Below are 26,837 nucleotides of genomic sequence, written 5' to 3'. Positions count from 1 at the left end.
AAACGCTTCACTGCCCGTTCCATCTCGTTGCTTTCAGTTCACCTCCCAGAAAAAGACCAAGAATTACTTCTCTATGCCTGACTTTCCAACTTCGCGAGACAGCGCTGTCTCCACCCCTGTGGCCAACCGAAAAGCCCTGAACCTGATCGGCGGTCTCAGCGCCTTCGGCCTCGCCACCTGCGTTCACGCGGCCCCGGCCTTTGATAGCGACTCACCGTGGATGCTCGGTGACTGGAATGGCACGCGCAGCGAACTTTCGGAAAAAGGCTACGACTTCAAAGTCGACTACACCGGCGAAATGGGCAGCAACCTGCATGGCGGCTATGACCACGACCGCACCGCCCGCTACAGCGACCAGTTCGGCCTCGGTACGCACCTGGACTTGCAGAAGATCCTTGGCTGGGACGACGCCGAATTTCAGCTGACCATCACCGAACGCAACGGCAACAACATCAGCAACGACCGGATCAACGACCCGCGGGTCGGCGGTTTCACCTCGGCTCAGGAAGTCTGGGGCCGTGGCCAGACCTGGCGCCTGACGCAGATGTGGTATCAGCAGAAATTCTTCGACCAGAAGCTCGACATCAAGGTCGGCCGCTTTGGCGAAGGCGAAGACTTCAACAGCTTCCCGTGCGACTTCCAGAACCTGGCGTTCTGTGGCTCGCAGGTCGGCAACTGGATCGGCGGCATCTGGTACAACTGGCCGGTCAGCCAATGGGCGATGCGGGTCAAATATCACCTGACGCCGGAGCTCTACGCGCAAATCGGCGCCTATGAGCAGAACCCCTCGAACCTCGATCGCGGCAATGGCTTCAAGCTCAGCGGCAGCGGCACCCAGGGAGCAATTCTGCCGATTGAACTGGTCTGGTCGCCGAAGCTCAACGGCCTGCCGGGCGAGTACCGCGCCGGTTATTACTACAGCAACGCCAAGGCCACAGACGCCTACAAAGACAGCAATGGCCAGCCCGCAGCGCTGAGCGGCGAAGCGTATCGCAGCGCGTCGAGCAAGCACGGCGTGTGGCTGGGTGTGCAGCAGCAGATCACCAGCCGCGCCAGCGACAACTCCCGTGGCTTGAGCGTGTTCGCCAACGGCACGATGCACGACAAGAAGACCAACGCCATCGACAACTACGTCCAGGCGGGCGTCGTCTACAAAGGCTTGTTCGATGCGCGCACCAAAGACGACATCGGTTTCGCCCTGGCCCGGGTTCACGTTAACCCGGCCTATCGCAAGAACGCCGAGGCGACCAATCAGGCCCGAGCCGTCTACGACTACGACGACCCATCGTTCCTGCCGCCGCAAGACACCGAATACAGCGCCGAACTCTATTACGGCGTGCACGTCACCAACTGGCTGACCGTGCGCCCGAACCTGCAATACATCCGCCACCCCGGTGGCGTGGACGAGGTCGATGACGCGCTGATTGGCGGGATCAAAATCACCTCATCGTTCTAACCCACACCACACCCCCCTGTGGGAGCGAGCTTGCTCGCGATAGCGGTATGTCAGTCGACATCAATGCTGAATGTTAAGCCGCCATCGCGAGCAAGCTCGCTCCCACAAGGGAATGCTTCAACTAAACACGCTCCAACCAAGTTTCACTTTTGCAACTGAACCAATACCCACGCCTGATCGTCATCTACAGTGAACTAGCGCGGGACTACTTAAACGTCACGGAGAACCACACTATGAGCACTGATGGTGCTTTGAGCCGAAGCCGTCTGCTGCCGAGCCTGCTCGGTATCCTGCTTCTGCTAATGGGCCTGGCCATGCTGGCCGGGGGGATCAAGCTGAGCATGCTCGGCGGCTCGCTGTATTACCTGCTGGCCGGTATCGGCTTCGCGCTGAGCGGCGTGCTGCTGATTGCCGCTCGCCGCGCAGCACTGGGCCTGTACGCAGTGGTGCTGTTCGCCAGTACCGTTTGGGCCCTGTGGGAAGTCGGCCTCGACTGGTGGCAACTGGTGCCGCGCCTGTCGTTGTGGTTCGCGCTGGGCGTAGTTCTCTTGTTGCCGTGGTTCCGCCGACCGTTGCTGCGCGATGGCGCTGCACCGCTGGGTACCGCTGCGCTGAGCGTCGCCGTGATTCTGTCCGGCGCCACCGCCGTTGCCAGTCAATTCACGCATCCGGGTGAAGTCTTCGGCGAGTTGGGCCGCGACACAACCGATATGGCCAGCACCGCCCCGGCCATGCCCGATGGCGACTGGCAGGCCTATGGCCGCACCGAATTCGGTGACCGCTACTCGCCGCTGAAGCAAATCACCCCGGCCAACGTCGGCAAGTTGCAGGAAGCCTGGCGTATCCGCACCGGCGACCTGCCGACCGCCGATGACCCGGTAGAGCTGACCAACGAAAACACGCCGCTGAAGGTCAACGGCATGGTCTATGCCTGCACCGCTCACAGCAAAGTGCTGGCGCTGGACCCGGACACCGGCAAGGAACTCTGGCGCTTCGACCCGCAGATCAAGAGCCCGGTGGGCTTCAAGGGCTTCGCCCACATGACCTGCCGTGGCGTCTCTTACTACGACGAGAACGACTACGCCAAGTCTGCCAATGCCTCGACCGCTGTCATCTCCGAAGCTGGCAAAGCCGTTGCCCAGGCCTGCCCGCGTCGTCTCTACCTGCCAACCGCCGATGCACGCCTGATCGCGATCAACGCCGACACCGGCAAGGTCTGCGAAGGCTTCGGCAATAAAGGCACCGTTGACCTGACTCAGGGTATCGGTCCGTTCACGCCGGGCGGCTACTACGCCACCTCCCCGGCCGCGATTACCCGTGATCTGGTGATCATGGGCGGTCACGTCACCGACAACGAATCGACCAACGAGCCTTCCGGCGTGATCCGCGCCTTTGATGTGCATGACGGTCACCTGGTCTGGAACTGGGACAGCGGCAATCCGGAGGCGACCGAGCCTTTGGCGCCGGGCAAAACCTACACCCGCAACTCGCCGAACATGTGGTCCCTGGCCAGCGTCGACGAAAAACTCGGCATGGTTTACCTGCCACTGGGCAACCAGATGCCTGACCAATGGGGCGGCGACCGCATGCCCGGCGCAGAGAAATTCAGCGCCGGCCTCGTGGCTTTGGACCTCGCCACCGGCAAGGTACGCTGGAACTATCAGTTTACCCACCACGACCTGTGGGACATGGACGTCGGCAGCCAGCCGACCCTGCTTGACCTGAAAACTGCCGACGGCGTGAAGCCGGCGCTGATCGCACCGACCAAACAGGGCAGCCTGTATGTGCTCGACCGTCGCGATGGCACGGCGATTGTGCCGATTCGCGAAATTCCGGTACCGCAAGGCGCAGTACCAGGCGACCGCACCGCACCGACCCAGGCGCGCTCGGACCTGAACCTGCTGGCCCCGGAACTGACCGAAAAAGCCATGTGGGGCGCCAGTCCGTTTGACCAGATGCTGTGCCGCATCCAGTTCAAGGAACTGCGTTACGAAGGCCAGTACACCCCGCCGTCGGTGCAGGGCAGCCTGATCTATCCGGGTAACGTCGGTGTGTTCAACTGGGGCAGCGTCTCGGTCGACCCGGTTCGCCAGATCCTGTTCACCAGCCCGAACTACATGGCGTTCGTTTCGAAACTGATCCCCCGCGCCGAAGTGGCGGCTGACAGCAAGCGCGAAAGCGAAACCGCTGGCATCCAGCCTAATGCTGGCGCGCCGTACGCAGTCACCATGCACCCGCTCATGTCGCCGTTCGGCGTACCGTGCCAGGCCCCGGCCTGGGGCTATGTCACCGGCATCGACCTGACCACCAACAAAGTGGTGTGGAAACGCAAAAACGGCACCAGCCGCGACAGCTCGCCATTGCCTATCGGCCTGCCGATCGGCGTGCCAAGCATGGGCGGCTCGATGGTGACTGCGGGCGGCGTCGGCTTCCTCAGCGGCACGCTGGACCAGTACCTGCGCGCCTATGACGTCAACAGCGGCAAGGAACTGTGGAAGTCGCGCCTGCCGGCCGGCGGCCAAGCGACACCAATGACCTACACCGGCAAGGACGGCAAACAGTACGTACTGCTCGTCGTTGGCGGCCACGGCTCGCTGGGCACCAAAATGGGCGACTACGTGATCGCTTACAAACTGTCCGAGTAAGTTTTAGCGGCGGTTAAACGAAAGGCGACTCCTGCGAGGGGGTCGCCTTTTTTTGTGGCCACCGGGTAGGTAAACACTCCCCCGTAGGAGCGAAGCTTGCTCGCGAAGGCGAATTTATATTCAACATCGTAGTCGGCGGGCCCACCGCTTTCGCGAGCAAGGTTTGCTCCTACAGAGGATCTCCGGCGTTCGCAAATGCTGTGTTCACCGAAAATCCACTGTGGGAGCGGGCTTGCTCACGAAGGCGATTGAACATTAAACATTGGTGTTGAATGACACGACGCCTTCGCGAGCAAGCCCGCTCCCACATTTTGATCGAGGTCAGTTTGGAGGTTTTTTGATGTGGTCCTACAGATGAGATGGTTTTGGGGAATATTTCCGACAGGTTTTGACGGTTGCCCGTCGGAAGTGCGGGGGGATAGGCTTTTTAAGTCGCTGCAAAAATCAGCGACCGGGCTTGGTCGCCCGGGTTTAGAATGGCGCACTTTTTCGCATGCTTAATGGCGAGCTGTGCGTGGGAGGGCTTCGGCCCTGCCGGGTTTCCATTCCCTGGTCGACCAACCTGCGTACGGTTCGCCACCCTACTGTTTGGTCGCAGTACTGGCGAACTTCATATTCTTGAATGGAGTTTCACCATGTTCAAAGCAACCCCGAATCCCCCTGAAACCGAAAGCACTGCCCTCGACGCAAAAAAACTAAAAGAAGCCGCCGACCGCGCGCTCAATTTCTACCTCAACCCCTCCGCCCTGAAAGCCCCCGCCGCCCGCAAACCCAGCACGATGTTCGCCGTCACGCCAGATACTGCTGACGAATACCTGTTAGCCCACGCCTGCGAGTCACTGGCCTCGGCAAGCATCATGGCCAGCAATTTTGCCGGGCATCTGGAAGGCCCGCACCGACACACCGCGATGGGGCTTCAGCAGCTCATCATGCTGGCCGAACTGGCGGTAAACCGGATGCTGGATAACGTCGATATACAAAAACCTTCGCCACACAGCTAACCCCCCTGTGGGAGCGAGCCTGCTCGCAATGACTGCCTGACATCCAACAATGATATCGACTGACATTGCGCCATCGCGAGCAGGCTCACTCCCACAATTTGACCGAGGACATCCGGGAGGGATAGGTCGGCTGTCAGGCCGCCTTCGCGGGCAAGCCTCGCGCCCACAATTGGACTGAGTGCATCCGAAAGATATGGGTCGGCTGTCAGGCCGCCTTCGCAGGCAAGCCAGCTCCCACAATTGGACCCAGTACAACCGGGAGAAATGGGTCGGCTGTCAGGCCGCCTTCGCGGGCAAGCCTCGCTCCCACAATTGGACCCAGTACAACCGGGAGAAATGGGTCGGCTGTCAGGCCGCCTTCGCAGGCAAGCCAGCTCCCACAATTGAACCCAGTACAACCGGGAGAAATGGGTCGGCTGGCAGGCCGCCTTCGCAGGCAAGCCAGCTCCCACAAAATCAAAAGCAGGAGCTGCGTACACCGCCCGCTCCTCACCACTCATTAGGCCGAGCGTTAGCTCGCCTGCTCTTGATCTTGCTCTACCCGCCCCTTCGGGAGGCTGAGTGGAGGTGTTCATCTGGGGGGTGGGCGCGTAGCGCCGTGCGGCGAAGCTGCACACATCGAGAGGAGGTCGAAGCGAAGCCGACCGTAGGCGATGCCCCCAGATGAATACCGGAACGAAGGCACGCCGAGCCTAGGCGAGGGGCCGGACGCCGGGGCGAGCCTTTTTGGGTACTTTTTTGGCGTTTGAAAAAAGTGCCTCGCCGTAAGGGCGAAACCGCCAGCCGCCGTTACCGCAAAAATGGATATACACACCACCACCAAGAACATGGTCGGCCCTAAGGCCGCCAAGTCCAAAAGACCTGTCAAAAACCTGAACACACACCTTGAAATATCCATCCCCATTGAAACCACCCCCCACCTGCCCCATCTAAGACCCATACCCCATTGCGCAGGTGCCCCATGAGCGACCAGCAAGAATTCCCTGAAGACCCGAGCGAATACGCCGAAACAGACCAAATCGAACACCACTCCACCGGCAAAGGCCTCGCCCTGCCTGGCCAGAACCTGCCGGACAAGGTTTACATCATCCCGATCCACAACCGCCCGTTCTTCCCGGCCCAAGTGCTGCCGGTCATCGTCAATGAAGAACCGTGGGCTGAAACCCTGGACCTGGTGAGCAAATCCGATCACCACTCCCTGGCCCTGTTCTACATGGACACGCCCCAGGAAGATCCGCGCCATTTCGACACCAAGGCACTGCCGGAGTACGGCACCCTGGTCAAGGTGCACCACGCCAGTCGTGAAAACGGCAAACTGCAATTCGTCGCCCAGGGCCTGACCCGGGTACGGATCAAAACCTGGCTCAAACACCATCGCCCGCCGTACCTGGTGGAAGTCGAATACCCGCACCAGCCCACCGAGCCGACCGACGAGGTCAAGGCCTACGGCATGGCGCTGATCAACGCGATCAAGGAATTGCTGCCGCTCAACCCGCTGTACAGCGAAGAACTGAAGAACTACCTCAACCGCTTCAGCCCCAACGATCCGTCGCCACTGACCGACTTCGCCGCCGCGCTCACGTCCGCTACCGGCGGCGAACTGCAAGAAGTGCTCGACTGCGTGCCGATGCTCAAGCGCATGGAAAAAGTCCTGCCGATGCTGCGCAAGGAAGTCGAAGTTGCGCGCCTGCAAAAAGAAATCTCCGCCGAAGTGAACCGCAAGATCGGCGAGCATCAGCGCGAGTTCTTCCTCAAGGAACAGCTCAAGGTCATCCAGCAAGAGCTGGGCCTGACCAAGGATGATCGCAGCGCCGACATCGAGCAGTTCGAGCAACGCCTGGAAGGCAAAGTCCTGCCACCTCAGGCGCAGAAACGCATCGAAGAGGAAATGAACAAGCTGTCGATCCTCGAGACCGGTTCGCCGGAGTACGCGGTCACTCGCAACTACCTCGACTGGGCGACGGCCGTGCCGTGGGGCGTGTATGGCGAGGACAAGCTCGACCTCAAGCACGCGCGCAAGGTGCTGGACAAACACCACGCTGGCCTCGACGACATCAAGGACCGGATCCTCGAGTTCCTCGCGGTCGGTGCTTATAAAGGCGAGATCAGCGGTTCCATCGTGCTGCTGGTCGGCCCGCCGGGCGTGGGCAAGACCAGCGTTGGCAAATCCATCGCTGAATCCCTTGGCCGGCCGTTCTATCGCTTCAGCCTCGGCGGCATGCGCGACGAAGCAGAGATCAAGGGCCATCGACGCACCTACATCGGCGCGCAGCCGGGCAAACTGGTGCAGGCGTTGAAAGACGTCGAAGTGATGAACCCGGTGATCATGCTCGACGAGATCGACAAGATGGGTCAGAGCTACCAGGGCGACCCGGCCTCGGCGCTACTCGAAACCCTCGACCCGGAACAGAACGTCGAATTCCTCGACCACTACCTGGACCTGCGCCTGGACCTGTCGAAAGTGCTGTTTGTCTGCACCGCCAACACCCTGGACTCGATCCCCGGCCCGTTGCTCGACCGGATGGAAGTGATTCGCCTGTCGGGCTACATCACCGAAGAAAAAATCGCCATCGCCAAGCGTCACCTGTGGCCAAAACAATTGGAAAAGGCCGGCGTGGCGAAAACCAGCCTGGCCATCAGCGACAGTGCCTTGAAAGCCTTGATCGACGGTTACGCCCGTGAAGCCGGGGTGCGTCAGTTGGAAAAACAACTCGGCAAACTGGTGCGCAAAGCTGTGGTCAAGCTGATCGACGAGCCGCAAGCGGTGATCAAGATCGGCCCGAAAGACCTGGAAGCTTCACTCGGCCATCCAGTGTTCCGCAACGAGCAAGTGCTGTCCGGCACCGGTGTCATCACCGGTTTGGCCTGGACCAGCATGGGTGGCGCGACCCTGCCGATCGAAGCGACGCGGATTCATACGCTCAACCGTGGCTTCAAACTTACCGGGCAACTGGGCGACGTGATGAAAGAGTCGGCGGAAATCGCCTACAGCTACGTCAGCTCCAACCTGAAGTCGTTTGGCGGTGATCCGAAGTTCTTCGACGAAGCCTTCGTCCACCTCCACGTACCGGAAGGCGCTACGCCGAAAGACGGTCCGAGCGCCGGTGTGACCATGGCCAGCGCCCTGCTCTCCCTCGCGCGCAACCAGGCACCGAAAAAAGGCATCGCCATGACCGGTGAACTGACACTGACCGGGCATGTACTGCCGATTGGCGGGGTGCGCGAGAAAGTGATCGCGGCGCGGCGGCAGAAGATCTTCGAACTCATCCTGCCAGAGCCGAACCGTGGCAGCTTTGAGGAATTGCCGGAGTACCTGAAGGAAGGGATTACCGTGCACTTTGCCAAGCGCTTTGCGGATGTGGCGAAGATATTGTTCTGATAGTTCTCTAGCGCTTGCACCATCGATTCGCGAGCAGGCTCGCTCCCACAGGATCATCGCAATCCACTGTGGGAGCGAGCCTGCTCGCGATGGCGTCGGCACTTACGACGCCAACTTCTCGGTCGCCCCGACCTGACCGTCACACTTTGTCGCATCTTCAGTTATGCTCGCCGTTCGTCGTGAATGCCGGAGCCGCTGATCTTATGTCCCCCACCCGCCTGTTGGTCCCCCTCGCCCTTTCTTTGCTGGCCGCCTGCGCCACGCAACCGAAACAGAACGTGACCGTGGAAAAACAAAGCGAATGCCCGGCCAAGTTGAGCAACGGGCAAAATCTGATCGTGATTCTGCCGAGCAACCCGACCACGGGTTATCGCTGGTCCATTCAGGATTCCGCCGGCGGCGTGTTGCGGGCACTTAGCCCCGAGGTTTATAGCAACCCGGAAGATGCCGGGATTGTCGGCAGCGCCGGGATGTCGACCTGGCGCTTCCAGTCCTTCGCCGCCGGTACTGGCCGTTTGCGCCTGACCTACTCGCAGCCGTGGGCGCCGGAAGTCCCGGCGGTCAAAACCTTCGATTGCGCGATCTCGGTTAACTGATCGTGGGCTGGCTGATTCTGGCACTGATGGGTGCGGTGACCTTTCTCTACGGGCTGAGTGTGCATGCCGCGCTGCTTTGCCTGTTGGTCAAACCGTTGCCGGTGTTGGCCTTGCTGGGATGGCTGCACGACGCGCCGCCCACCGAGTATCGGCGCTGGATCAGCCTCGGTTTGATCTTCTCCCTGGTCGGTGACGTGTTGTTGGCGTGGCCGGGGGATTTGTTTGTGTTTGGCCTTGGGGCGTTTTTGGTGGCGCATCTGGCGTACTTGAAAGCGTACCTGAGCGATTGTCGGCGGTTGGCGATGTTGCCGTTGGTCCTGGCGCTGGTCGTTGGTGCAGTGCTGTTGGGGATTCTGATTTCCCACGGGCTGGGGCCGTTGCTGGTGCCGGTGATTGTTTACGGTATGGCGATCAGCGCGATGCTTTGGCGGGCGCTGGCCCGGCTCGGCACTGACGTGCCCAAGCGCTCGGCGTTGCTGGCGGCGGCGGGTGCCGTGGCGTTTGTGTTTTCCGACAGCGTGATTGGCATTAGCCGGTTTGTGCTGCCGTTCGAGGCGGCACCCTATGTGATCATCCTCAGCTACTGGGTCGGGCAATGGGGAATTACAGCGTCGGCGTTCGGCCCGAAACCGCGCTGAACCTTGTGGTGAGCCCCCGTTGGAGTGCGAAGCGCTCCCTTGCACTCCTCCAGGTTCACCGCAATCACCGGATTTACGACGGCTGCGCCGCCGAACGGGGGCAAGCCCCCTCGCCACAACAGCGTTCTGCACCCTAAAGCCCGGCGGTTTATCAGACAACCCGCGCATCCCCCCGTCAATTTGGCTAAAATGCCGGCCTTTCCACCTACGCCGCTGGAACCGCCGTGAGCAAAGAACCCGATCGCCTTTTCGCCCAGCCTTTGGCCCAGGTGCCTGACTTCGCCTTTAACGAGGACGTGGTGCGGGTATTCCCGGACATGATCAAGCGCTCGGTGCCGGGTTATCCGACCATCGTCGAAAACCTCGGCGTGCTCGCTGCGCAGTTTGCCCAGCCCAACAGCGTGCTTTACGACCTCGGTTCGTCGCTGGGCGCCGTGACCCAGGCCCTGCGCCGTCACGTACGCACCGACGGTTGCCGGGTTATCGCTGTGGATAACTCGGCGGCGATGGTCGAGCGTTGCCGCGAGTACCTCAACGGTCAGGACTCGATGTTCCAGGAGTTGTTGCCGGTGGAAGTGATCGAGGGCGACATCCTCGCCCTCGAGTTCCAGCCAGCCTCGGTGGTGGCGCTGAACTTCACCCTGCAATTCATCGCCCCCGAGCAGCGCACCGCGTTGCTCTCGCGCATTCGCCAATCGTTGTTGCCGGGCGGCGCGCTGATTCTGTCGGAGAAGCTGCGCTTCAACGATCTGGAAGAACACGCGCTGCTCACCGATCTGCACGTCGCGTTCAAACGCGCCAACGGCTACAGCGAACTGGAAATTGCCCAGAAACGCAGCGCCATCGAAAACGTCATGAAGCCCGACAGCCTCGAAGAACACCGCGAACGCCTGTTGGCCGCTGGGTTCTCGAAAGTCGTGCCGTGGTTCCAGTGTCTTAACTTTGCCTCGTTGATTGCCTTGCCATGATTGATCTGTCCCCCCTTGCCCGCCGTTTGGCCGGCACCCCGCTGGCCGATTGGGCCAACACCCTGCAAGCGCAACTCGACAAGAAAATGGAGAAGGGTCACGGCGACCTGGAGCGCTGGCAAAGTGCGCTGGACGCCTTGCCGAAGATCCAGCCGAGCAAAGTTGATTTGCTCAATGGCCTGACGCTGGACACCGATTGCGACGACGAAACTCGCGCGCAGATGCGTACGGCGCTGATGGGCCTGTCGCCATGGCGCAAGGGGCCGTTCGACCTGTTCGGCGTGCACGTCGACACCGAATGGCGCTCGGACTGGAAATGGTCGCGGGTTGCCCCGCACCTGGACCTGAAGGGCAAACGCATCCTCGATGTCGGCTGCGGCAATGGTTACTACATGTGGCGCATGCTCGGCGCCGGCGCTGACAGCGTGATTGGCGTCGACCCGAACTGGCTGTTTTTCTGCCAGTTCCAGGCCGTGCAGCGTTACCTGTCCGAGCCGAATGCCTGGCACCTGCCGTTTCCTTTCGAAGACCTGCCGCCGAACATGGAAGGCTTTGACACGGTGTTTTCCATGGGTGTGTTCTACCACCGCCGCTCACCAATCGAGCATTTGCTGGCGCTGAAGGACTGCCTGGTCAAGGGCGGCGAGCTGGTGCTGGAGACGCTGGTGATCGAAGGTGATCAGCAACAAGTGCTGGTGCCGGAAGACCGTTATGCGCAGATGCGTAACGTGTGGTTCCTGCCGTCGGTGCCGGCGCTGGAGTTGTGGCTGCGGCGAGCCGGGTTCACGGATGTTCGTTGTGTGGATGTCAGCGTGACCACCGTTGATGAACAGCGTGGGACAGAGTGGATGAAGTTTCAGTCGCTGAGCGATTTCCTCGATCCCGAAGACCACAGCAAGACGATTGAAGGACTGCCGGCGCCGATGCGTGCCGTCATCGTCGCCCGCAAATAAACCCCGATCTCCCTACCCAATGGAGATTCAAATGTGGGAGCGGGCTTGCTCGCGAAAGCGGTGTATCAGGCGACATTAATGCCAACTGACACTCCCTCTTCGCGAGCAAGCCCGCTCCCACATTTTTGATTAGTGTTCAGTCTGCGGGTTTGGCTCTTCGGGCCTTGAAGAATTCGCTGAGCACCGCACCACACTCCTCCGCCAACACCCCGCCTTCAAACAGCACCCGGTGATTCAAAAAGCCCTGGGTGAAAAACTGCCCCTGACTCTGCACAATCCCGGCCTTGGGCTCCAGCGCGCCGTACACCACCCGCGCAATCCGCGAATGCACGATCAGGCCGGCACACATGCTGCACGGCTCCAGGGTCACGTAGAGGGTGCTGCCGGGCAGGCGATAGTTGCTGGCGGCCAACGCTGCGGCGCGAATCGCGACCATTTCGGCGTGGGCGCTGGGGTCGTTGCCGCTGATCGGGCAGTTGAAGCCGCGACCGATGATTTCCCCGTCCTGCACCAACACCGCGCCCACCGGCACTTCACCGAGGGCTGCGCCTTGGGCAGCGAGGGTCAGGGCTTCGCGCATGAAGTCGCGGTCGCGACTGCGGTCGATAATTGCAGCGGGACGAATCTGGCGCATCACGCCACCTCGATGGCGGCCATCAGGCCGGTTTCCATGTGGTCGATCACATGGCAGTGGAACATCCAGACCCCCGGGTTATCTGCCACCAGCGCCACTTGCGCGCGCTCGTTCTTGCCCAACAGGTACGTGTCGGTGAAGTACGGGATGACCTTGTGCCGGTTCGAGGCAATCACTTTGAAGCTCATGCCGTGCAGGTGAACCGGGTGCTGATACTGGGTCATGTTTTTCAATTCAAAAATGTAGCTCTTGCCCTTTTCGAGCTTGGCGATCGGCCGGTCGGCGCAGGTCTTGTCGGTGATGTCCCAGGCCTTGCCATTGATCTGCCACAGGCTTGGCGGCTTGCCGTTGTCGACGTTGACCGACACCGAACCCACCCATTCGAAATTGAAGTTGAGTTTCTCGGCATTGGCCAGGTCCGGCTCGGCCACCGGGTTGGCGGGCAGCGCGGGCGGCCACTGGGTCGGTGCGTCGGTGTTTGCCACCGAACGCAGCGTGCCCAGGCGCACCGGGCCGTTGCGCAAGGATAGCTCTTCACCGGCCGGCGGTGCCTTGATCGCCAGGCAAATGCGCATGCCGGGGCCGAGCCAGTATTCCTTGCCCAATGGCCGTGGTTCGATCGGGTTGCCGTCCAGCGCGTAGATCTGCGCTTCGACACCAGGGATGTTGAGGCGATACGTCAGGGTGTTGTCGAGGTTGAGCAAACGCACGCGAGTGATTTGCCCGGCAGGCAAATCGATCACCGGCAGCGGCACGCCATTGATGGTCGATAGCCGCCCGGCCGTGCCGCCTCGCGCCGCTTCACGCGGAACACTGAACGCGACGAACGCGCCCTCTTCATCGACGTGCCAGCTCTTGAGGCTCAGGGTTTTTTCGTACTTGAAACCGGTAGGTTCGCGCTCCTCGATGATCAGCGGGCCGACCAGGCCACGACCGAGTTCTTCGCTGCTGTTCACGTGTGGGTGATACCAGTAGCTGCCGGCGTCCGGCACGCGGAATTTGTAGTCGAAGTACTCGCCCGGCAACACTGGAAGCTGCGAGACGTAGGGCACGCCATCCATTTCCAGCGGCAGACGGATGCCGTGCCAGTGGATGGTGGTCGCGACCGGCAGGTGATTGATGAAGCGCACCCGCAGCCATTCGCCCTGGCGCACCCGCAACTCGGTGCCCGGCGCCGACGGGCCGAACGCCCAAGCCTCGGTTTTGTGACCGGCCACCAGTTCGACATCCAGTGGCGCGGCGATCAGCTCATAGTCGTGGCCAGCCTCGGCGTCGGCCATTTTCCCCAGCCAGTAACGCGACGCGCCACCGGCCCCCACGCCAACCACCACAAGACCGGCCAGACCACCGAGTATTTGTCGACGGGTAAAGGACATGAACTCAACTACCTCACGTATCAGCGACGGGCCTGGGGCCCGCAAAAGGCGAATACGATACACCTGCGGTTGAGAAACAGTAAGGGTGGGGCGGCAATGGGACACAGGGGATCAGGCTGGCAGTTGAGAGGTGAGCTTGCCCTGTGGCGAGGGGGCTCGCCCCCGTTCGGCTGCGAAGCAGTCGCAAAACCAGTCAACACAGTGTGCCTGATGCAATGCGATTGCAGGGTTTGGGGCCGCTTCGCGACCCAACGGGGGCAAACCCCCTCGCCACAGGCAAGCTCCCTCGCCACAGGGTTTTGTTTATGCTTGGAGGCCGGTGATCAGGTGCACCACTCCATCATTCAGCATCATGACGCCCGGCACACCTGCCAAATTCAAAGCCTGCCGATCCATCCGCGCCACATCCCGCAACTCCACCCGTACCCGCGTCAGCGCCACCGGCTGCTGCGACTTGAGGTTATCCACCCCGCCCAACGCGGCCACGATATCCCCAGCCAAACCCGATACCGGTTGAGCAAACTGCTTGGGCTCATCCACCACCAGATCCGGGGTCAACGCTTTCCAGAACGCCCGCTGCATTTTCTCGAACATGCTCAGTTCTCCAGAACCAGTGAAGTATCGACCGTCGCCGCGTGATACAGCCGCAATGCCTCGCGCACCTGCTCGGCGCTTTCCAGCCCCAGCACTTGCTGGGCAATAGCCTGGCAATCCGCCAGATCAACTTCGCGCACCGCCGCTTTGACCGCTGGAATCAGCGGCACACTCACCGACAATTCATCCACCCCCAACCCGAGCAACAGCGGGGTCGCCAGGGTTTCCGAGGCCAGCGCACCACACACGCCGACCCATTTACCGTGGGCATGCGCCGCTTTGACCGTGCCGGCGATCAAGCGCAGCACCGAAGGGTGAAAGCTGTCGGCCTGACTGGCCAGACGTGGGTGATCGCGGTCCATCGCCAAGGTGTACTGGGTCAGGTCGTTGGTGCCGATGGAGAAGAAATCCACCTCGGGCGCAAACAGATCCGCCATCAACGCCGCTGCGGGTACTTCGATCATGATCCCCAGTTTCGGCAGTTCCGTGAGGCCCAACGCCAGCGCCTCTTCCTCCAGCATTTGCCGGGCCAGTCGCAATTCGGAGAGCTGCGTGACCATCGGCAACATGATGTGAAGACGAGCTAACCCGGCGCTGCTGAGGATCGCCTTGAACTGGTCGCGCAGCAGCTGCGGACGCTCCAGGCACAAGCGAATCCCGCGCATGCCGAGGAATGGATTGGTTTCGCTGTCCATCGGCACATAGGCCAGCGGTTTATCGCCGCCGACATCCAGGGTTCGCACCACCAGATTGCGTGTCGGCCCCAGAGTGCGGGCGATGGCGCTGTAGGTGGACGCTTGTTCGTCGTGGCTCGGCGCGTGGTTGCGATCCAGATACAGAAACTCCGAACGCAACAGCCCGACGCCCTCACCGCCCAGGGTCATGGCCTGTTCGGTTTCAGCCAGCGAGGCGACGTTGGCCGTCACCTCGATGTGATGACCGTCGCGGGTACACGCGGCGAGCGAGGCCTGCGCGAGTTCGTGTTGATGGCGTTTGTGTTGTTGCTGACGATTGGCTTGAAGCTGTTCGATAGCGGCGAGATCCGGATCAAGGTGCAACTCACCCTTGTCGGCATCGAGCAACACTTGCGTGCCATTGACCAGCCCCAGCACCTGAACCGGCAAACCGCAGATCGCCGGCAGGCCAGCGGCCCGAGCGAGAATCGCGACGTGGCTGGTAGCGCCACCGCCGACCGTGGCGAACCCCAACACCTTGTGGGTATCGAGCCCGGCGGTCTGGGACGGGGTCAATTGTTCGGCGATCAGGATTGCCCCGTCCGGCAATTCCATCGCGCGGTCCTGTACGCCAAGGATGCGCTTGAGCACCCGTTGGCCGACATCCGCCAGATCCGCCGCGCGTTCAGCCAGCAATGGGCTGCCGAGACTTTTAAACTGAACCGCCGTCGCCTCGGTAGTCGCTCGCCAGGCGAACCCGGCACTTTTACCTTCGGTGATCAGCGACTGGGCCTGATCCAGCAGACTCGGATCTTCGAGCAGTTCCTGGTGCGCCTTGAATATTTCGGCCTGAGCGTCACTGGTGGCGTTGTCACGCAGTTGTTGCAAGTCCCGCAACGCCTCGCTCAAGGCTCCTGACAGTTGCTCACGCTCAGCTTGCGCACCCTTGCCAAACTCGCTCACTTCCAGCGTCTGCCCGGCGATCTGCACCACCCGGCCAAACGCCGAACCCGCCGATGCACAAACCCCACGCAGCACCGTCAGCGTCGAGGCCTCGACCGCGTCCACAGCCGCCACCACCGTCACGGTTTCGCCACAGCCTGCGACCAGTAACTCGGCCAACGCCTTGATCGCAGCCTCGGCATCCGCCCCCGCCGCGCTGACTTGCACGATGTCACCGTGGGCCGTTTGCAACGCCATGATCGCCACCAGGGATTTGGCGTTGGCACTGTCCTGCTGTTTATGCAGATAGATGCTTGCCGAAAACCCTTTCGCCGCTTGGGCAAACACCGCCGCCGGACGCGCGTGCAAGCCGTTCGGATTGGCCAGCGTCACTGGTTTCGAGAACAGGGCTTCGCCCTCCTCCGCCAGCACCTCATCGATGGTTTGCCCCGCCGTGTTCAAACCCAGCAACGGTTGGCCGCTGTCCACCAGACCCGTTTCGGGCACCAGCCAGGTGAACGGTTCACCGCTGACCACCAGCATCAGCGTCAACAAACTGCGCGCATTCAAAGCGATGTAATCGACATCAAATTCGATCAGTGCCTGCCCTGCTTCAACCCGCTGACCTTCCTCCACCAACCGGGTGAACCCCTTGCCCGCAAGGTTCACGGTGTCGAGGCCGATGTGCATCAACACCTGCACGCCGTTGTCATCGGTGATGCTGACCGCGTGACCACTGGCCTGCACATTACTGATCACCCCGGCCAGCGGTGCGCACAAGGTTTTCGATGTCGGGTCGATGCACAAACCGTCACCGATCACGCGGCTTGCGAACACCGGATCGGGCACTTGGTCCAGCGGCATCAGCACGCCGGACAGCGGCGCGAGCAGTTGCAAATGTTGGGGTGTGGCCATGACGTCACCTGCTGTTTTGTTCTTTTAAAAGACGCTTGCGATACCTGTAGGAGCTGCCGAGGTTATGCGTTTATTTCCACCAATACTCGACCTGCAATCCGACATTCGCACCGTGGAGTGCCGTGCCGAAGGCGCCGGTGTCGGACAACGCCGAGCCCGCCGCCAGTTCATTGGCCGCCCGTTTGGCCGCCTCGTTCCAGCTTGCATAGGTGTAATACAGACGCACCTCGGGGCGCGCCCAGAAATCCGGGCCTTTGGGCGACCACGTCGGGGCAAAGGTGAACTTGCTCAACTTGCGCGTCCCGCCGGGTGCTTCTACCTGATCGTGGCCCAATTCGGTCACCAGTTTGAACTGCTCGGTGATTGCATACGCCGGGCGCACGCCAAGGGACATCCAGTTCTGATCGGCGCCGTCCGGGCGAATGTCTTTCTGATACACCGCCTCGATCTGCCCGCCAAAACGCGGTGTCACCTGCCAGTCGAAGAACTCCACCACGCGATAGCTTTTGTTGCTGTCGTCGAGCTTCACGTTACCGGTATAGCCCAACCCTGTGCCGGGACCTTCACCGTATTGGAACGCCAGTTTGTTCTTGCCACCAAGAAAGCCTTTCTGCACATGCTGGGTGGTGATCGCCCAGCCACGGTGCGCGTCTTGGCTGTCGGGTTTGTCGATGTAACTCAGGCCGAACTCCAGCTCGCCGCCGGGGTTGGTCTTGAAACCGGCGACGTTGAAGTCATGCCGGTTGATGTAGTCCTTCTGGTACAGATTGTCTTTACGCGAAAGCGCGTAGCTGTATTTCAGATCGCCAATCTGCACGTCCTCAATACCACCGCCAGTGGCGCTCTGGTTCCAGTAGTAGAAGTCAGAAATATGGATATCGTTCCGTTTGTAATAACGCCGCCCGGCCCATAGCGAACCACCGTTGAGACTCGGCAGGTTCGACCACTGCGCGTACATCTGCGGCATGCGCACCGAGCCGTTGTCACCGTTGAAAGTCAGGTCCTTGTCGTACTGGTTGTACAGCGACGCCATGCCGTCGACGCTGAGCACCGAGCCGTCGTCCAGGGTGTATAGATCCTGGCGCAACTCCAGTTCCGCGTACTGCTCGCATTCATTGCCCAAGCGGTATTTGGTCTGCGCGCCCGGCAGTTGAAAACACTGTTGTTTGCCGCTGTTGACCGAGGTCCCGACGCCGCTACGCAAGTAACCGGCGAACTCCAGCGCCTGGGCCGACAGAGGCAAAGCCAGGCACACGCCTGCTGCTACAAGGCTGCGATTTATTGTTGTTTTCAAGAGCCACCCCATTATTTTTATTGTGTGCTGCAGCAAAAAACGGCGCGCAAAACTCCCCCGCGCAGCGTTCTGCGTGTTGTTTAAACCGTGTTTTTTAGTGGTCGGTCAGGTGCAGGACAAACGACTCAAAGGGCCGCAGAAACATCTGCCGATTACGCGGCGGACAGTCCGGGTAGTTGCTGATCACCAGCCGTTGCGACATCGCTTCGCTGATCACGTCATTCGGCAATTCAACTTCACACGGTGTGCCGTAAAAGTTGTTCAGCACCAGCAACCGCTCACCCTGGCCTTCACGGACATACGCCCAGATTTGCCTGTGCTCGGACAGCAGCTGCCGGTACACGCCGTCGGACATCAACGCTTCGTTGCGACGCAAAGCGATCAACTGGCGGTAGTGATGCAGCACCGATTCCGGGTCGTCGAGTTGACTGGCGACGTTGATCTGCGCGGCGTTGGCCGGCACGCCAATCCACGGCTCGGCGGCACTGAAACCGGCGTTCGGCTCGGCATTCCAGTGCATCGGTGTGCGGCCGTTGTCCCGGGACTTCTGCATGATCGCCGCCATGTTGTCGGCATCGCTCACACCGGCCTCGCGCTTAAGCCGATGGATGTTCAGCGTCTCGACATCGCGGTACTGATCGATGTGATCGAAGCCCGGATTGGTCATGCCGAGCTCTTCGCCCTGGTACACAAACGGCGTGCCCTGAAGGAAGTGCAGCGCGGTGCCAAGCATCTTCGCCGAGACCACCCGATGCTCGCCATCATCACCAAAACGCGAGACCACCCGCGGCTGATCGTGGTTACACCAGAACAACGCATTCCAGCCGCCACCGGCCTGCATGCCGGTCTGCCAGTCCGAGAGGATGCGCTTGAGTTCAAGGAAGTCGAAGTCGGCGCGAATCCACTTTTGCAGGTTCGGGTAATCGACCTTCAGGTGATGGAAGTTGAAGGTCATCGACAGCTCTTTCGACTCTGGTCGCGAGTAGCGAATGCAATGCTCAAGACTGGTGGAGGACATCTCGCCGACGTTGATCAGGTCATGGCCTTCAAACACTTCGCGGTGCATTTGCTGCAAGTACTTGTGGACGTTCGGGCCGTCGGTGTAGAAGCGTCGACCGTCGCTGGTGTCCTCGGGGAAATCCGCCGGTTTGGAGATCAGGTTGATCACGTCCAGCCGGAAACCACCCACGCCTTTGTCGCGCCAGAACCGCATCATCTTGAAGACTTCGGCGCGCACCTTCGGGTTGTCCCAATTCAGGTCGGCCTGGGTGTGGTCGAACAGGTGCAGGAAGTACTGGCCGGTCTGGGCTTCGTACTCCCAGGCCGAACCGCCGAACTTGGATTCCCAGTTGTTCGGCTGGTCGCGCCAGATGTAGAAATCGCGGTACGGGTTATCGAGGCTGCTACGAGCCTGCTGGAACCAGGTGTGTTCGATCGAGGTGTGGTTGACCACGATGTCGAGCATCAACTTGATCCCGCGCTTGCCGGCCTCGGCGATCAGTAATTCGCAGTCAGCCATAGTCCCGTAGCTCGGGTCGATGGCGTAGTAATCGCTGATGTCGTAACCGTTGTCGCGCTGCGGTGAACGCAGGAACGGCGTGATCCACAGGCAATCGACACCCAGCCAGTGCAGGTAGTCGAGCTTGGCCACGACGCCGAGCAAATCACCCGTTGGGTTGCCGGCGTGGCTATGAAAACTCTTCGGGTAGATCTGGTAGATCACCGAACGTTGCCAGTCTTGCATGGCGTTATTCCTTCAGTAAGTTGATGCGGTGACCGTTATGGCCCCTTCGCGAGCAAGCCCGCTCCCACATTTTGGAATGCGGTCAACCTGTGGGAGCGGGCTTGCTCGCGAAGGCGATCTATCAGGCGACCCGATACCCAGGCCGGACAATCTTCATGCTCAACCCACAGGTCAAAACAAACGGCACGACCATGGCGATGATCATCCCGATCACAAACATCGGAATGAACTGCGGAATGATCGAGATAAAACCGGGCAAGCCACCGACGCCAATCGCCGAGGCCTGGACCTTGTTCAGCGACAGGAAGATGCAGCCCAGCGCCGAGCCGATCAGGGCCGAATAGAACGGAAATTTGTAGCGCAGATTGACCCCGAACATCGCGGGTTCAGTGATGCCGAAATACGCCGAAATTGCCGAGGTCGAGGCCATGCTTTTGTCCCGCACATTGCGGGTCATGTAGAACACCGCCAGCGCCGCGCTGCCCTGGGCGAGGTTGGACATGACAATCATCGGCCAGATAAACGTGCCGCCCTGGGTCGAGATCAACTGCAGGTCCACGGCGAGGAACATGTGGTGCATGCCGGTGATCACCAGCGGGGCATAGAGCAGGCCGAAAATCGCCCCGCCGACCATTGGCGCCAGGTCAAACAAAGTGACCACGCCTTCGGTGATCAGAATCCCCAAATGCCGGGTCACCGGACCAATCACCGCCAGCGCCAGCACACCGGTGACGACGATGGTGGTGATCGGCACCACCAGCAACTGCACGGCGTTCGGCACCCGCGCCCGCAGCCATTTTTCGATGACACTCATCACGTAGGCGGCCAGCAGGATCGGCAGGATCTGCCCCTGATAACCGACCTTCTCGATTTTGAACCAGCCGAAGATGTCGAAGTACGGCAGGCTCTGACCGTCGAGCCCGGCCACAGCCTTGCCGTAGTTCCAGGCGTTGAGCAGGTCCGGGTGCACCAGCATCAGGCCGAGCACGATGCCGAGGATTTCGCTGCCGCCAAAACGCTTGGCCGCCGACCAGCCCACCAGCGCCGGCAGGAACACAAACGAGGTGTTGGCCATCAGATTGATCAGGCTCCAGATGCCATCAAGGCTCGGGTACGCATCCAGCAGCGTCTTGCCCTCGATGAACATGCCCTTGGCGCCGATCAGGTTGTTAACCCCCATCAGCAGGCCGGCAATGATCAGCGCCGGCAGGATCGGCATGAACACATCGGAAAACACCCGCACCAGGCGTTGCATGGCATTGATCTTGTCGGCGCTCTTTTGTTTAACGTCGGCAATGGTCGACGCGGCGAGACCGGTTTGCCGGCGCAGTTCGGCGTAGACCTTTTCCACTTCGCCGGGGCCGATGACCACCTGGAACAGGCCGCCGGTAAAGAACGAGCCCTTGACCAGATCAATCTGGTTCAGCGTGGCGCTGTTGACCAGGCTCGGGTCCTTGAGGGCCAGGCGCAGGCGAGTGACGCAATGCGCGGCCTGCTCCAGGTTGTCGCTGCCACCGAGGCTGATCAGCAGCTCGCTGGCGATATTCGGATAGTCGTGGCTCATGCTTGATCTTCCGTTGTAGTTTTTTGTTATTGGCAGCACGCCGAAACGAAAAGTACTCGTCTGTACGAGTTAAAGCAACAACTCGTACAGACGAGTTTGATTTTGTTTATCCTGAACCCGACCGGCGGCGACATTTCCTACCTCCGAAGTCAAAGAAACCTAATGCCGAATGGACAAACCCCTACCCTGCCCTTAAGGTTCCAAGCCTTGAGTACAGCGCGGCATAGAGCCATCCCATGAGTAAATACAACCAGATCTACACCGATCTGCTTGCCAGCATTACCACCGAACGTCTGGAACGCGGTGCCCGGTTGCCTTCTGAAACCGAACTGATGGACAGCTACCAAGCCAGTCGCGGCACTGTGCGCAAGGCCATCGAGCAATTGCAGGAGCGTGGCTTCGCGCAGAAAGTCCACGGTAAAGGCACCTTCGTGCTGTCGACCAACCCGATCGAATTTCAATTGGGTGGCATCGTCAGCTTCCAGGAGACGTATCCGCGGTTGGGCAATGACGTCAGCACCGAAGTGGTCGAGTTCGACCAGATTCCTCTCGACGGCGCGCTGCTGGAACACATCAAGGCTGAAGAAGGCAGCCTGATCACGCGAATCAAACGGGTGCGGCGGATCGACGGCAAACGGGTGATCCTCGACATCAACCATTTCGTCAGCGATGTGATTCCCGGCCTGTCCCGTGACATCGCCGAACAATCGATCTACGCCTTCATCGAACAGACCCTGCAACTGCAAATCGCCTACGCCCAGCGCACCATCGAAGCGGTGCCTCGGAGCAAGGACGACCAACTGCTCCTGGATCTCGACGGCCAGAGCCATGTGATCGTGGTCAGTAACCAGACGTTCCTGCAGGATGGTCGCCAGTTCGAGTACACCGAATCGCGGCACACGCTGGACAAGTTCTACTTTTCGGATGTGGCTCGGCGCTGATTCGTACAAGGGTCATGGCTTCATTCTGTGCTGCCGGGTCTGCCATAACCTGCAACCGATGAGGCCGTATCCGACATCTTTATCGTGGCGGCCTTGGGATATTGAAGGTGAACCTTCTATCCGAGAAGCACGCTATGACTGCCATCGAAACACCCGCCGCCGCCACTGACCTGCCCAATGCCGCCGATGCCCAAGCCCTCAAGGCGCTGGTCCCGGCACTGGTCCAGGCGTGCCCCGACATGTATGAAATGGCGACCGCATTCGCCAAACGCATCCTCACCGAGCACCGCATTACCGATCTGGAACCGGATCAGGTTTACTGGCACCGCTTCCACGGCTCCCAGAGTAACTCGCAGACCTTCACTGGCTGGGAGCACCTCGAACACCCCCACGATTCCATGACCCTGACGCAACTGGTGATCCAGCGGTTCACCGTGCATGACCAGGACAACATGGACATGCTCGACAACGACTGCGGTTTCTACACCGCAGGTCCGGAAGTCGGCACTTATGACCAGACCAACGAAGTGCGGCTGTTCGGCAGCCAGGTCTTGAAAGCCTTCTGGGCCTACAACTTCATTGATCACTACAAGGAAAAAGTCGGGGCGTTCTGGGGCACCCAGAGCACCCCTTTCAGGACCCTGGCCAAATGCACGTTCCTGGCCAAAGCCATGGAAGATCGCGAAGCCGGGCGTTTGTCCGATGACAACTTCCGTACGGTGGTCAAAGCGGTTGCCAGCAACATCACCTGGCCCGTTACCCGACAGATGCTCGAAGCACAAACCCGGCCAGCGGCAGGTTTGCGTGTACGACGCCTGACCGTAGGCGGCTTCATCGCCACTGACATACTCAGCATCGTCGACAGCCAGGGTCGGCAGATCGTCTATGTTCCGGGGGAGTTGTGGGGCTTCCATGTGCTGGAAAGCGTCATCGACCTGCACTGGTGGATCATGTCCGAAGTGCAGACGCCTTCGGCCCGCAAACGCTTCATGTCGCACTTTCAGGTCGCCGATCACGACATCATGGAAGACACGGCGGCCTTCAAGAAAAGCACCGAAATGTTGTTGGCAGCGATACCTGTCGCGGACCTGCTGACCCGTTTTATCCATGAGCCGCGCATCGAGAACGTCGGCCTCGAGCATGTGCTGGACCTGTTGTTCAACGCCTGGAAATCCAACGATCACCAGTTGCTCGAGACGCAGGACGCCTGGATCACGGATGATGCCTTCACCCTTCTGCGTGACGCCACTCATGCCCGCATGATCAGCGACGCGAGCTTCATCATGAGCTCCAACGGCGAGCTGCGTAAAAAACTGTGGATGGGTTACCTGAATGCGTTTGGCCGTATGTTCGGGCCCCTGGCGGCGGTGGGCTGGCCGGTGGCGCTGGCGGTTGTCGGCGCAGGCATCGCTAACGTCGGCCTGAACATCGACCAGGCGATCAACGGCAAAACGCCGATGGAGCGCAAGGCCGGGGTCACCGGCGCGATATTCGCCGCCATCGATACCCTGTTTAACGCAACGTTCCTCAAGAGCGGTGGCGAGTTGCCGGACATGGTCGAGGCCGACAGCGCTCTTTCAACTGAAGAGAAAATCAGCGAACTGGAAATAGAACGCACGGCGTTGCCTCTGCCGGAAAAACTCCCGCTTGAGCCGGTCAATGCGCTTGAACAGGAAGACTTTCTCGCCCCCTTCAGAACCGAGATCACCGAAGCCACCCGCGAAGGCACCGGCATTGCCAAGGGGGTTATCGAGACCTTTTCGGGCAAAAAATACATCTACTTGCGCTGGGCTGCCCGGAACGGGTTTTATCAGGTTCGCTACATTGGGCAGATGAAATGCTGGGCCATTATTGATCCGGCCAACCCTTGGTCGTTTTACCGTAATGTGCCCGTACGCTTGAACGAATACCTGGAATGGGAACCCGTCGCCGCACCAGGCCTGAAAGGTGGCATCGGCGGCAAAATCTTTGGCTTTAAGGGTTGGGGGCAGAGTGCTAGCCCATTACCGCCGGTCGAGACCCCGGTCACACCTTACGATGTGCCTGAAGCGCTAAGACCTGCCTACAGCAATGCCGCCAATGGCAGGGCGAGCATCAGGGACCTGGATGAGCATTATTTTGATGACGGTGAATACCGCGATTTCAAAGCCCTGCGTCGAAGGCTCTACGACGATGCCACGGCTTTCTTCCTCGACCCACCCTTGCCCGCCAGGCCCAAAATACCCTCCTTCACAGCCAATGTGGCACCCAAGGTCATCATCAAGGGACTGCTCAAGGACTCACCGGGGATTTTGATCGGGGAGAGTCACTCCAGCGTCGCCAGTAAACAGTTTCTCATTGAGAACATGCCGATCCTGAGCAAGCAAAAAGTCAGGACCCTGTACCTGGAACATGTGCTCACCGACTTCCACCAGGCTGACCTGGATGTATTCAATAAAACCGGCACTATGTCGGAGAATCTGGAACGCTATCTCAAGGAACTGGACCAGGGTCAAATAACCGACCCCTCCGGCCAATTTACCTTTCTGGAAGTGGTCAAGACCGCCCAGAAAAATCATATCCGGGTCCAGGCCATCGATTGCATGGCCAGTTACAGAAGCCAGGGAATAACCGGCGCCAAAGGAAACTTCCGGGGCCGGATGATGAACTACTTCGCTCGCAACGTGATCAACGCCGACCAGGCCGCCCGCGGTGCGCACAAATGGGTTGCGTTGGTGGGCGAGTCACACGCCAACACCTTCGAAGGCGTTGCAGGACTCAGCGAGCTGGAGGGCGCTATCGGTTTGCGCATCGAAGAACCCGAGACCGGCCTGGCTCGCGGAATCGAACCGGACCCCGGAAGGATTGCAGACAAAGGCCTTCTGAAGGTCCCGGTCAAAAACGACCTGCGTCTGCAACTAGATACCCCGCCCAGCGTCAAGCAGGCACGTCAAATGGACAGGCTGCTGACTGAGAAAGGCATGTTTACCCTGCAGAGCGAGTCCGGCACAGCGGTGCTGTTCAGCCGCAATCGCGACGGCATATTGTTAAGAACCCCGATTCAGCAAGACAGCGGTGGATTTTTTGTGGATCGTCCCGAGTGGACGTCGGTGCATGTTCGTCGCTTCGCCACCCTTGAGGAGTTGCGCAACGCCCTCATCGCCAGACGGATGCGCATGGTCAAGCTACCTGCTGAAGGGACTGCACCAACGACCAATATCGCCCCCGCCGATCCGCAACCATCGACCAGCAACACTGAGCCACGCCCAGGTCCCAGCCGTCCCAACACCGCGCCAAAAACGCCAGCCACCCCCTACGACACCCATCCCCTCTCCCGGGCCGACATGAAAAGCTGGGTATGGAAAACAGAAGCACTGCGCGGGACCAAACAGACACACGAACAACTGCTGGAATCCTTCGGGCCAGAGATGAATTTGTCTTCCCGGCGGGCGTCATTGCTCATCGATGCCCAGACGCTGGAGAACGATCAGGAATGGAACAACCTGCCTGATCGTCCGCCGATCCCAACCCAGAGCCGTAATTTCATCGAGTTCATCAACGAGTTGTTCAGAGACTCCCCGGGATTGGTGATCGGCGAAAGCCTGGACCGTATCGCCAGCACGCGACTGCTGATCGAGAACATGGCCGAATTTGCCCGGCAAGGGGTCAAGACGTTGTATTTGCCGCGCCTGCTCAATGACTTCAACCAGGCCGAACTGGATTTGTTTTTTACCTCCAAAACAGCCGCCATGCCTCAAGACCTGGAAGCCTACCTCAGGACGCTCAGCTCGGATCAACCGGAGCCATTCACGGACCTGGAGCTGGTAAAAACCGCCCGCCAACACGGGATCCGGGTGCAAGGTACCGACTGCGCAGCCAGTTACACCGTGACCTCACCTGGCTTCTCGCCTATCGAGACACAGCGAACAAAAATCTTCCTGACTACCCGGATCATGAAGCGCAGCCAACAGATTCACGGTTCCTCTAAATGGATCGCCGTGACCTCGGCTGAAAATACCAACGCGTTTCGCGGTGTCATCGGATTGAGCGAGCGTACGGGCAGTGTGGGCTTGAGAGTCGAAGAGGTCGGGCTTGGGCGCGGGCGGAGCATCGGGCTGGACCCGGGCATTGAAGTGGGTCGTAACGAAATAGACGGGCCGATGTATAACGGAAGCTCGGATACGCTTTACGCCGACCTGTACTTGCCCATAGAAACTCCATGGTTTGCCAGGTCCGCAGCACAACGCGAACGGCTGCTGTTCAAGCCCGGCTTTTATTGCTTCGAACGTTCCGGCGAGACGTTTACGCTCTGGCATCGCGATGGCAACTACGCGATGACACGAACGCCCATAGAACGCCTGGCCAACGGCGACTTCTACATCACTCGCCCTTCGTGGACAGAGATCGACCAAAAGCCATTTTCGAATTTGCTCGACCTGTCCCATGCGCTCAACCAAAGAGGCATGTACCCACGAGGTCGCACTCCACAATGACGTAACCCGAAAACGCAAAACCCCGGCACCAGGCCGGGGTTTTGTTTATTC

At 60.1% G+C, this 26,837-nt stretch carries 17 protein-coding genes; 10 read left to right on the top strand and 7 right to left on the bottom strand.

Features of this window, described 5'->3' with window-relative positions; genetic code table 11:
• Window positions 1-73: 73 nt before the first annotated feature.
• The 8 genes from AC1MEW_RS09490 to cmoB all read left to right on the top strand — a co-directional run bounded on the left by AC1MEW_RS09490 (window position 74) and on the right by cmoB (window position 11,636).
• Complete coding sequence (locus AC1MEW_RS09490; RefSeq protein WP_480426160.1) at window positions 74-1,456, top strand: carbohydrate porin; 1,383 nt, start codon at window positions 74-76, stop codon at window positions 1,454-1,456.
• Between the two features lie 233 nt (window positions 1,457-1,689).
• Window positions 1,690-4,101, top strand: a complete 2,412-nt coding sequence (locus AC1MEW_RS09485; protein ID WP_201206402.1) for a glucose/quinate/shikimate family membrane-bound PQQ-dependent dehydrogenase — start codon at window positions 1,690-1,692, stop codon at window positions 4,099-4,101.
• 635 nt (window positions 4,102-4,736) lie between these two features.
• Window positions 4,737-5,102, top strand: coding sequence for a DUF6124 family protein (locus AC1MEW_RS09480; protein WP_322269549.1), 366 nt, complete (start codon window positions 4,737-4,739; stop codon window positions 5,100-5,102).
• A 961-nt stretch (window positions 5,103-6,063) separates the two neighbouring features.
• Window positions 6,064-8,481 (top strand): endopeptidase La, encoded by a 2,418-nt coding sequence (gene lon / locus AC1MEW_RS09475; protein ID WP_207200225.1) that lies wholly within the window; start codon window positions 6,064-6,066, stop codon window positions 8,479-8,481.
• A gap of 203 nt (window positions 8,482-8,684) precedes the next feature.
• Window positions 8,685-9,077, top strand: a complete 393-nt coding sequence (locus tag AC1MEW_RS09470; RefSeq protein ID WP_201206406.1) for a protease inhibitor I42 family protein — start codon at window positions 8,685-8,687, stop codon at window positions 9,075-9,077.
• 2 nt (window positions 9,078-9,079) lie between these two features.
• Entirely contained in the window at window positions 9,080-9,715 is a 636-nt protein-coding gene (locus tag AC1MEW_RS09465) for a lysoplasmalogenase (RefSeq protein ID WP_480426159.1), read from the top strand.
• Window positions 9,716-9,939: 224 nt separating this feature from the next.
• On the top strand, window positions 9,940-10,683 hold the full coding sequence (cmoA, locus tag AC1MEW_RS09460; protein WP_054045323.1) for a carboxy-S-adenosyl-L-methionine synthase CmoA: 744 nt from the start codon (window positions 9,940-9,942) through the stop codon (window positions 10,681-10,683).
• Window positions 10,680-11,636, top strand: a complete 957-nt coding sequence (gene cmoB / locus AC1MEW_RS09455; protein WP_201206413.1) for a tRNA 5-methoxyuridine(34)/uridine 5-oxyacetic acid(34) synthase CmoB — start codon at window positions 10,680-10,682, stop codon at window positions 11,634-11,636. The genes cmoA and cmoB overlap by 4 nt, the downstream gene beginning before the upstream one ends.
• Before the next feature lie 136 nt (window positions 11,637-11,772).
• Here the strand turns inward: cmoB and tadA are convergent, their stop codons facing one another.
• The 7 genes from tadA to treP all read right to left on the bottom strand — a co-directional run bounded on the left by tadA (window position 11,773) and on the right by treP (window position 21,373).
• Window positions 11,773-12,270 (bottom strand): tRNA adenosine(34) deaminase TadA, encoded by a 498-nt coding sequence (gene tadA / locus AC1MEW_RS09450; RefSeq protein WP_201206415.1) that lies wholly within the window; start codon window positions 12,268-12,270, stop codon window positions 11,773-11,775.
• Window positions 12,270-13,646, bottom strand: coding sequence for a multicopper oxidase family protein (locus AC1MEW_RS09445; protein ID WP_201206417.1), 1,377 nt, complete (start codon window positions 13,644-13,646; stop codon window positions 12,270-12,272). Before AC1MEW_RS09445 ends, tadA begins: the two co-directional genes overlap by 1 nt.
• A 303-nt stretch (window positions 13,647-13,949) precedes the next feature.
• Window positions 13,950-14,240 (bottom strand): PTS sugar transporter subunit IIB, encoded by a 291-nt coding sequence (locus tag AC1MEW_RS09440; protein WP_480426158.1) that lies wholly within the window; start codon window positions 14,238-14,240, stop codon window positions 13,950-13,952.
• A gap of 2 nt (window positions 14,241-14,242) precedes the next feature.
• The gene (gene ptsP, locus AC1MEW_RS09435; protein WP_480426157.1) at window positions 14,243-16,771 is read right to left on the bottom strand and encodes a phosphoenolpyruvate--protein phosphotransferase; all 2,529 of its coding nucleotides are present in this window, start codon (window positions 16,769-16,771) and stop codon (window positions 14,243-14,245) included.
• Window positions 16,772-16,841: 70 nt separating this feature from the next.
• Window positions 16,842-18,065, bottom strand: coding sequence for a maltoporin (locus AC1MEW_RS09430; protein ID WP_201256505.1), 1,224 nt, complete (start codon window positions 18,063-18,065; stop codon window positions 16,842-16,844).
• Window positions 18,066-18,159: 94 nt separating this feature from the next.
• Complete coding sequence (gene treC / locus AC1MEW_RS09425) at window positions 18,160-19,809, bottom strand: alpha,alpha-phosphotrehalase (RefSeq protein ID WP_480426156.1); 1,650 nt, start codon at window positions 19,807-19,809, stop codon at window positions 18,160-18,162.
• A 121-nt stretch (window positions 19,810-19,930) separates the two neighbouring features.
• Entirely contained in the window at window positions 19,931-21,373 is a 1,443-nt protein-coding gene (gene treP / locus AC1MEW_RS09420) for a PTS system trehalose-specific EIIBC component (RefSeq protein WP_201256503.1), read from the bottom strand.
• A 236-nt stretch (window positions 21,374-21,609) separates the two neighbouring features.
• On the opposite strand from treP, the gene treR reads away from it, so the two are divergent.
• On the top strand, window positions 21,610-22,314 hold the full coding sequence (gene treR, locus AC1MEW_RS09415) for a trehalose operon repressor (RefSeq protein ID WP_201256502.1): 705 nt from the start codon (window positions 21,610-21,612) through the stop codon (window positions 22,312-22,314).
• Window positions 22,315-22,448: 134 nt separating this feature from the next.
• Window positions 22,449-26,786, top strand: a complete 4,338-nt coding sequence (locus tag AC1MEW_RS09410) for a membrane-targeted effector domain-containing toxin (protein WP_480426155.1) — start codon at window positions 22,449-22,451, stop codon at window positions 26,784-26,786.
• The last annotated feature ends 51 nt before the right edge of the window (window positions 26,787-26,837 follow it).

The organism is Pseudomonas sp. ASL4 (genome assembly GCF_056680395.1).
This window is presented reverse-complemented; position numbering and strand designations above follow the sequence as displayed.

Coding starts and splice junctions, on each gene's coding strand:
- AC1MEW_RS09410 (WP_480426155.1), top strand. CDS start 22,449: ATGACTGCCATCGAAACACCCGCCGCCGCCACTGACCTGCCCAATGCC.
- AC1MEW_RS09490 (WP_480426160.1), top strand. CDS start 74: ATGCCTGACTTTCCAACTTCGCGAGACAGCGCTGTCTCCACCCCTGTG.
- ptsP (WP_480426157.1), bottom strand. CDS start 16,771: ATGGCCACACCCCAACATTTGCAACTGCTCGCGCCGCTGTCCGGCGTG.
- tadA (WP_201206415.1), bottom strand. CDS start 12,270: ATGCGCCAGATTCGTCCCGCTGCAATTATCGACCGCAGTCGCGACCGC.
- AC1MEW_RS09485 (WP_201206402.1), top strand. CDS start 1,690: ATGAGCACTGATGGTGCTTTGAGCCGAAGCCGTCTGCTGCCGAGCCTG.
- AC1MEW_RS09470 (WP_201206406.1), top strand. CDS start 8,685: ATGTCCCCCACCCGCCTGTTGGTCCCCCTCGCCCTTTCTTTGCTGGCC.
- treP (WP_201256503.1), bottom strand. CDS start 21,373: ATGAGCCACGACTATCCGAATATCGCCAGCGAGCTGCTGATCAGCCTC.
- AC1MEW_RS09440 (WP_480426158.1), bottom strand. CDS start 14,240: ATGTTCGAGAAAATGCAGCGGGCGTTCTGGAAAGCGTTGACCCCGGAT.
- AC1MEW_RS09445 (WP_201206417.1), bottom strand. CDS start 13,646: ATGTCCTTTACCCGTCGACAAATACTCGGTGGTCTGGCCGGTCTTGTG.
- lon (WP_207200225.1), top strand. CDS start 6,064: ATGAGCGACCAGCAAGAATTCCCTGAAGACCCGAGCGAATACGCCGAA.
- cmoB (WP_201206413.1), top strand. CDS start 10,680: ATGATTGATCTGTCCCCCCTTGCCCGCCGTTTGGCCGGCACCCCGCTG.
- treC (WP_480426156.1), bottom strand. CDS start 19,809: ATGCAAGACTGGCAACGTTCGGTGATCTACCAGATCTACCCGAAGAGT.
- AC1MEW_RS09480 (WP_322269549.1), top strand. CDS start 4,737: ATGTTCAAAGCAACCCCGAATCCCCCTGAAACCGAAAGCACTGCCCTC.
- treR (WP_201256502.1), top strand. CDS start 21,610: ATGAGTAAATACAACCAGATCTACACCGATCTGCTTGCCAGCATTACC.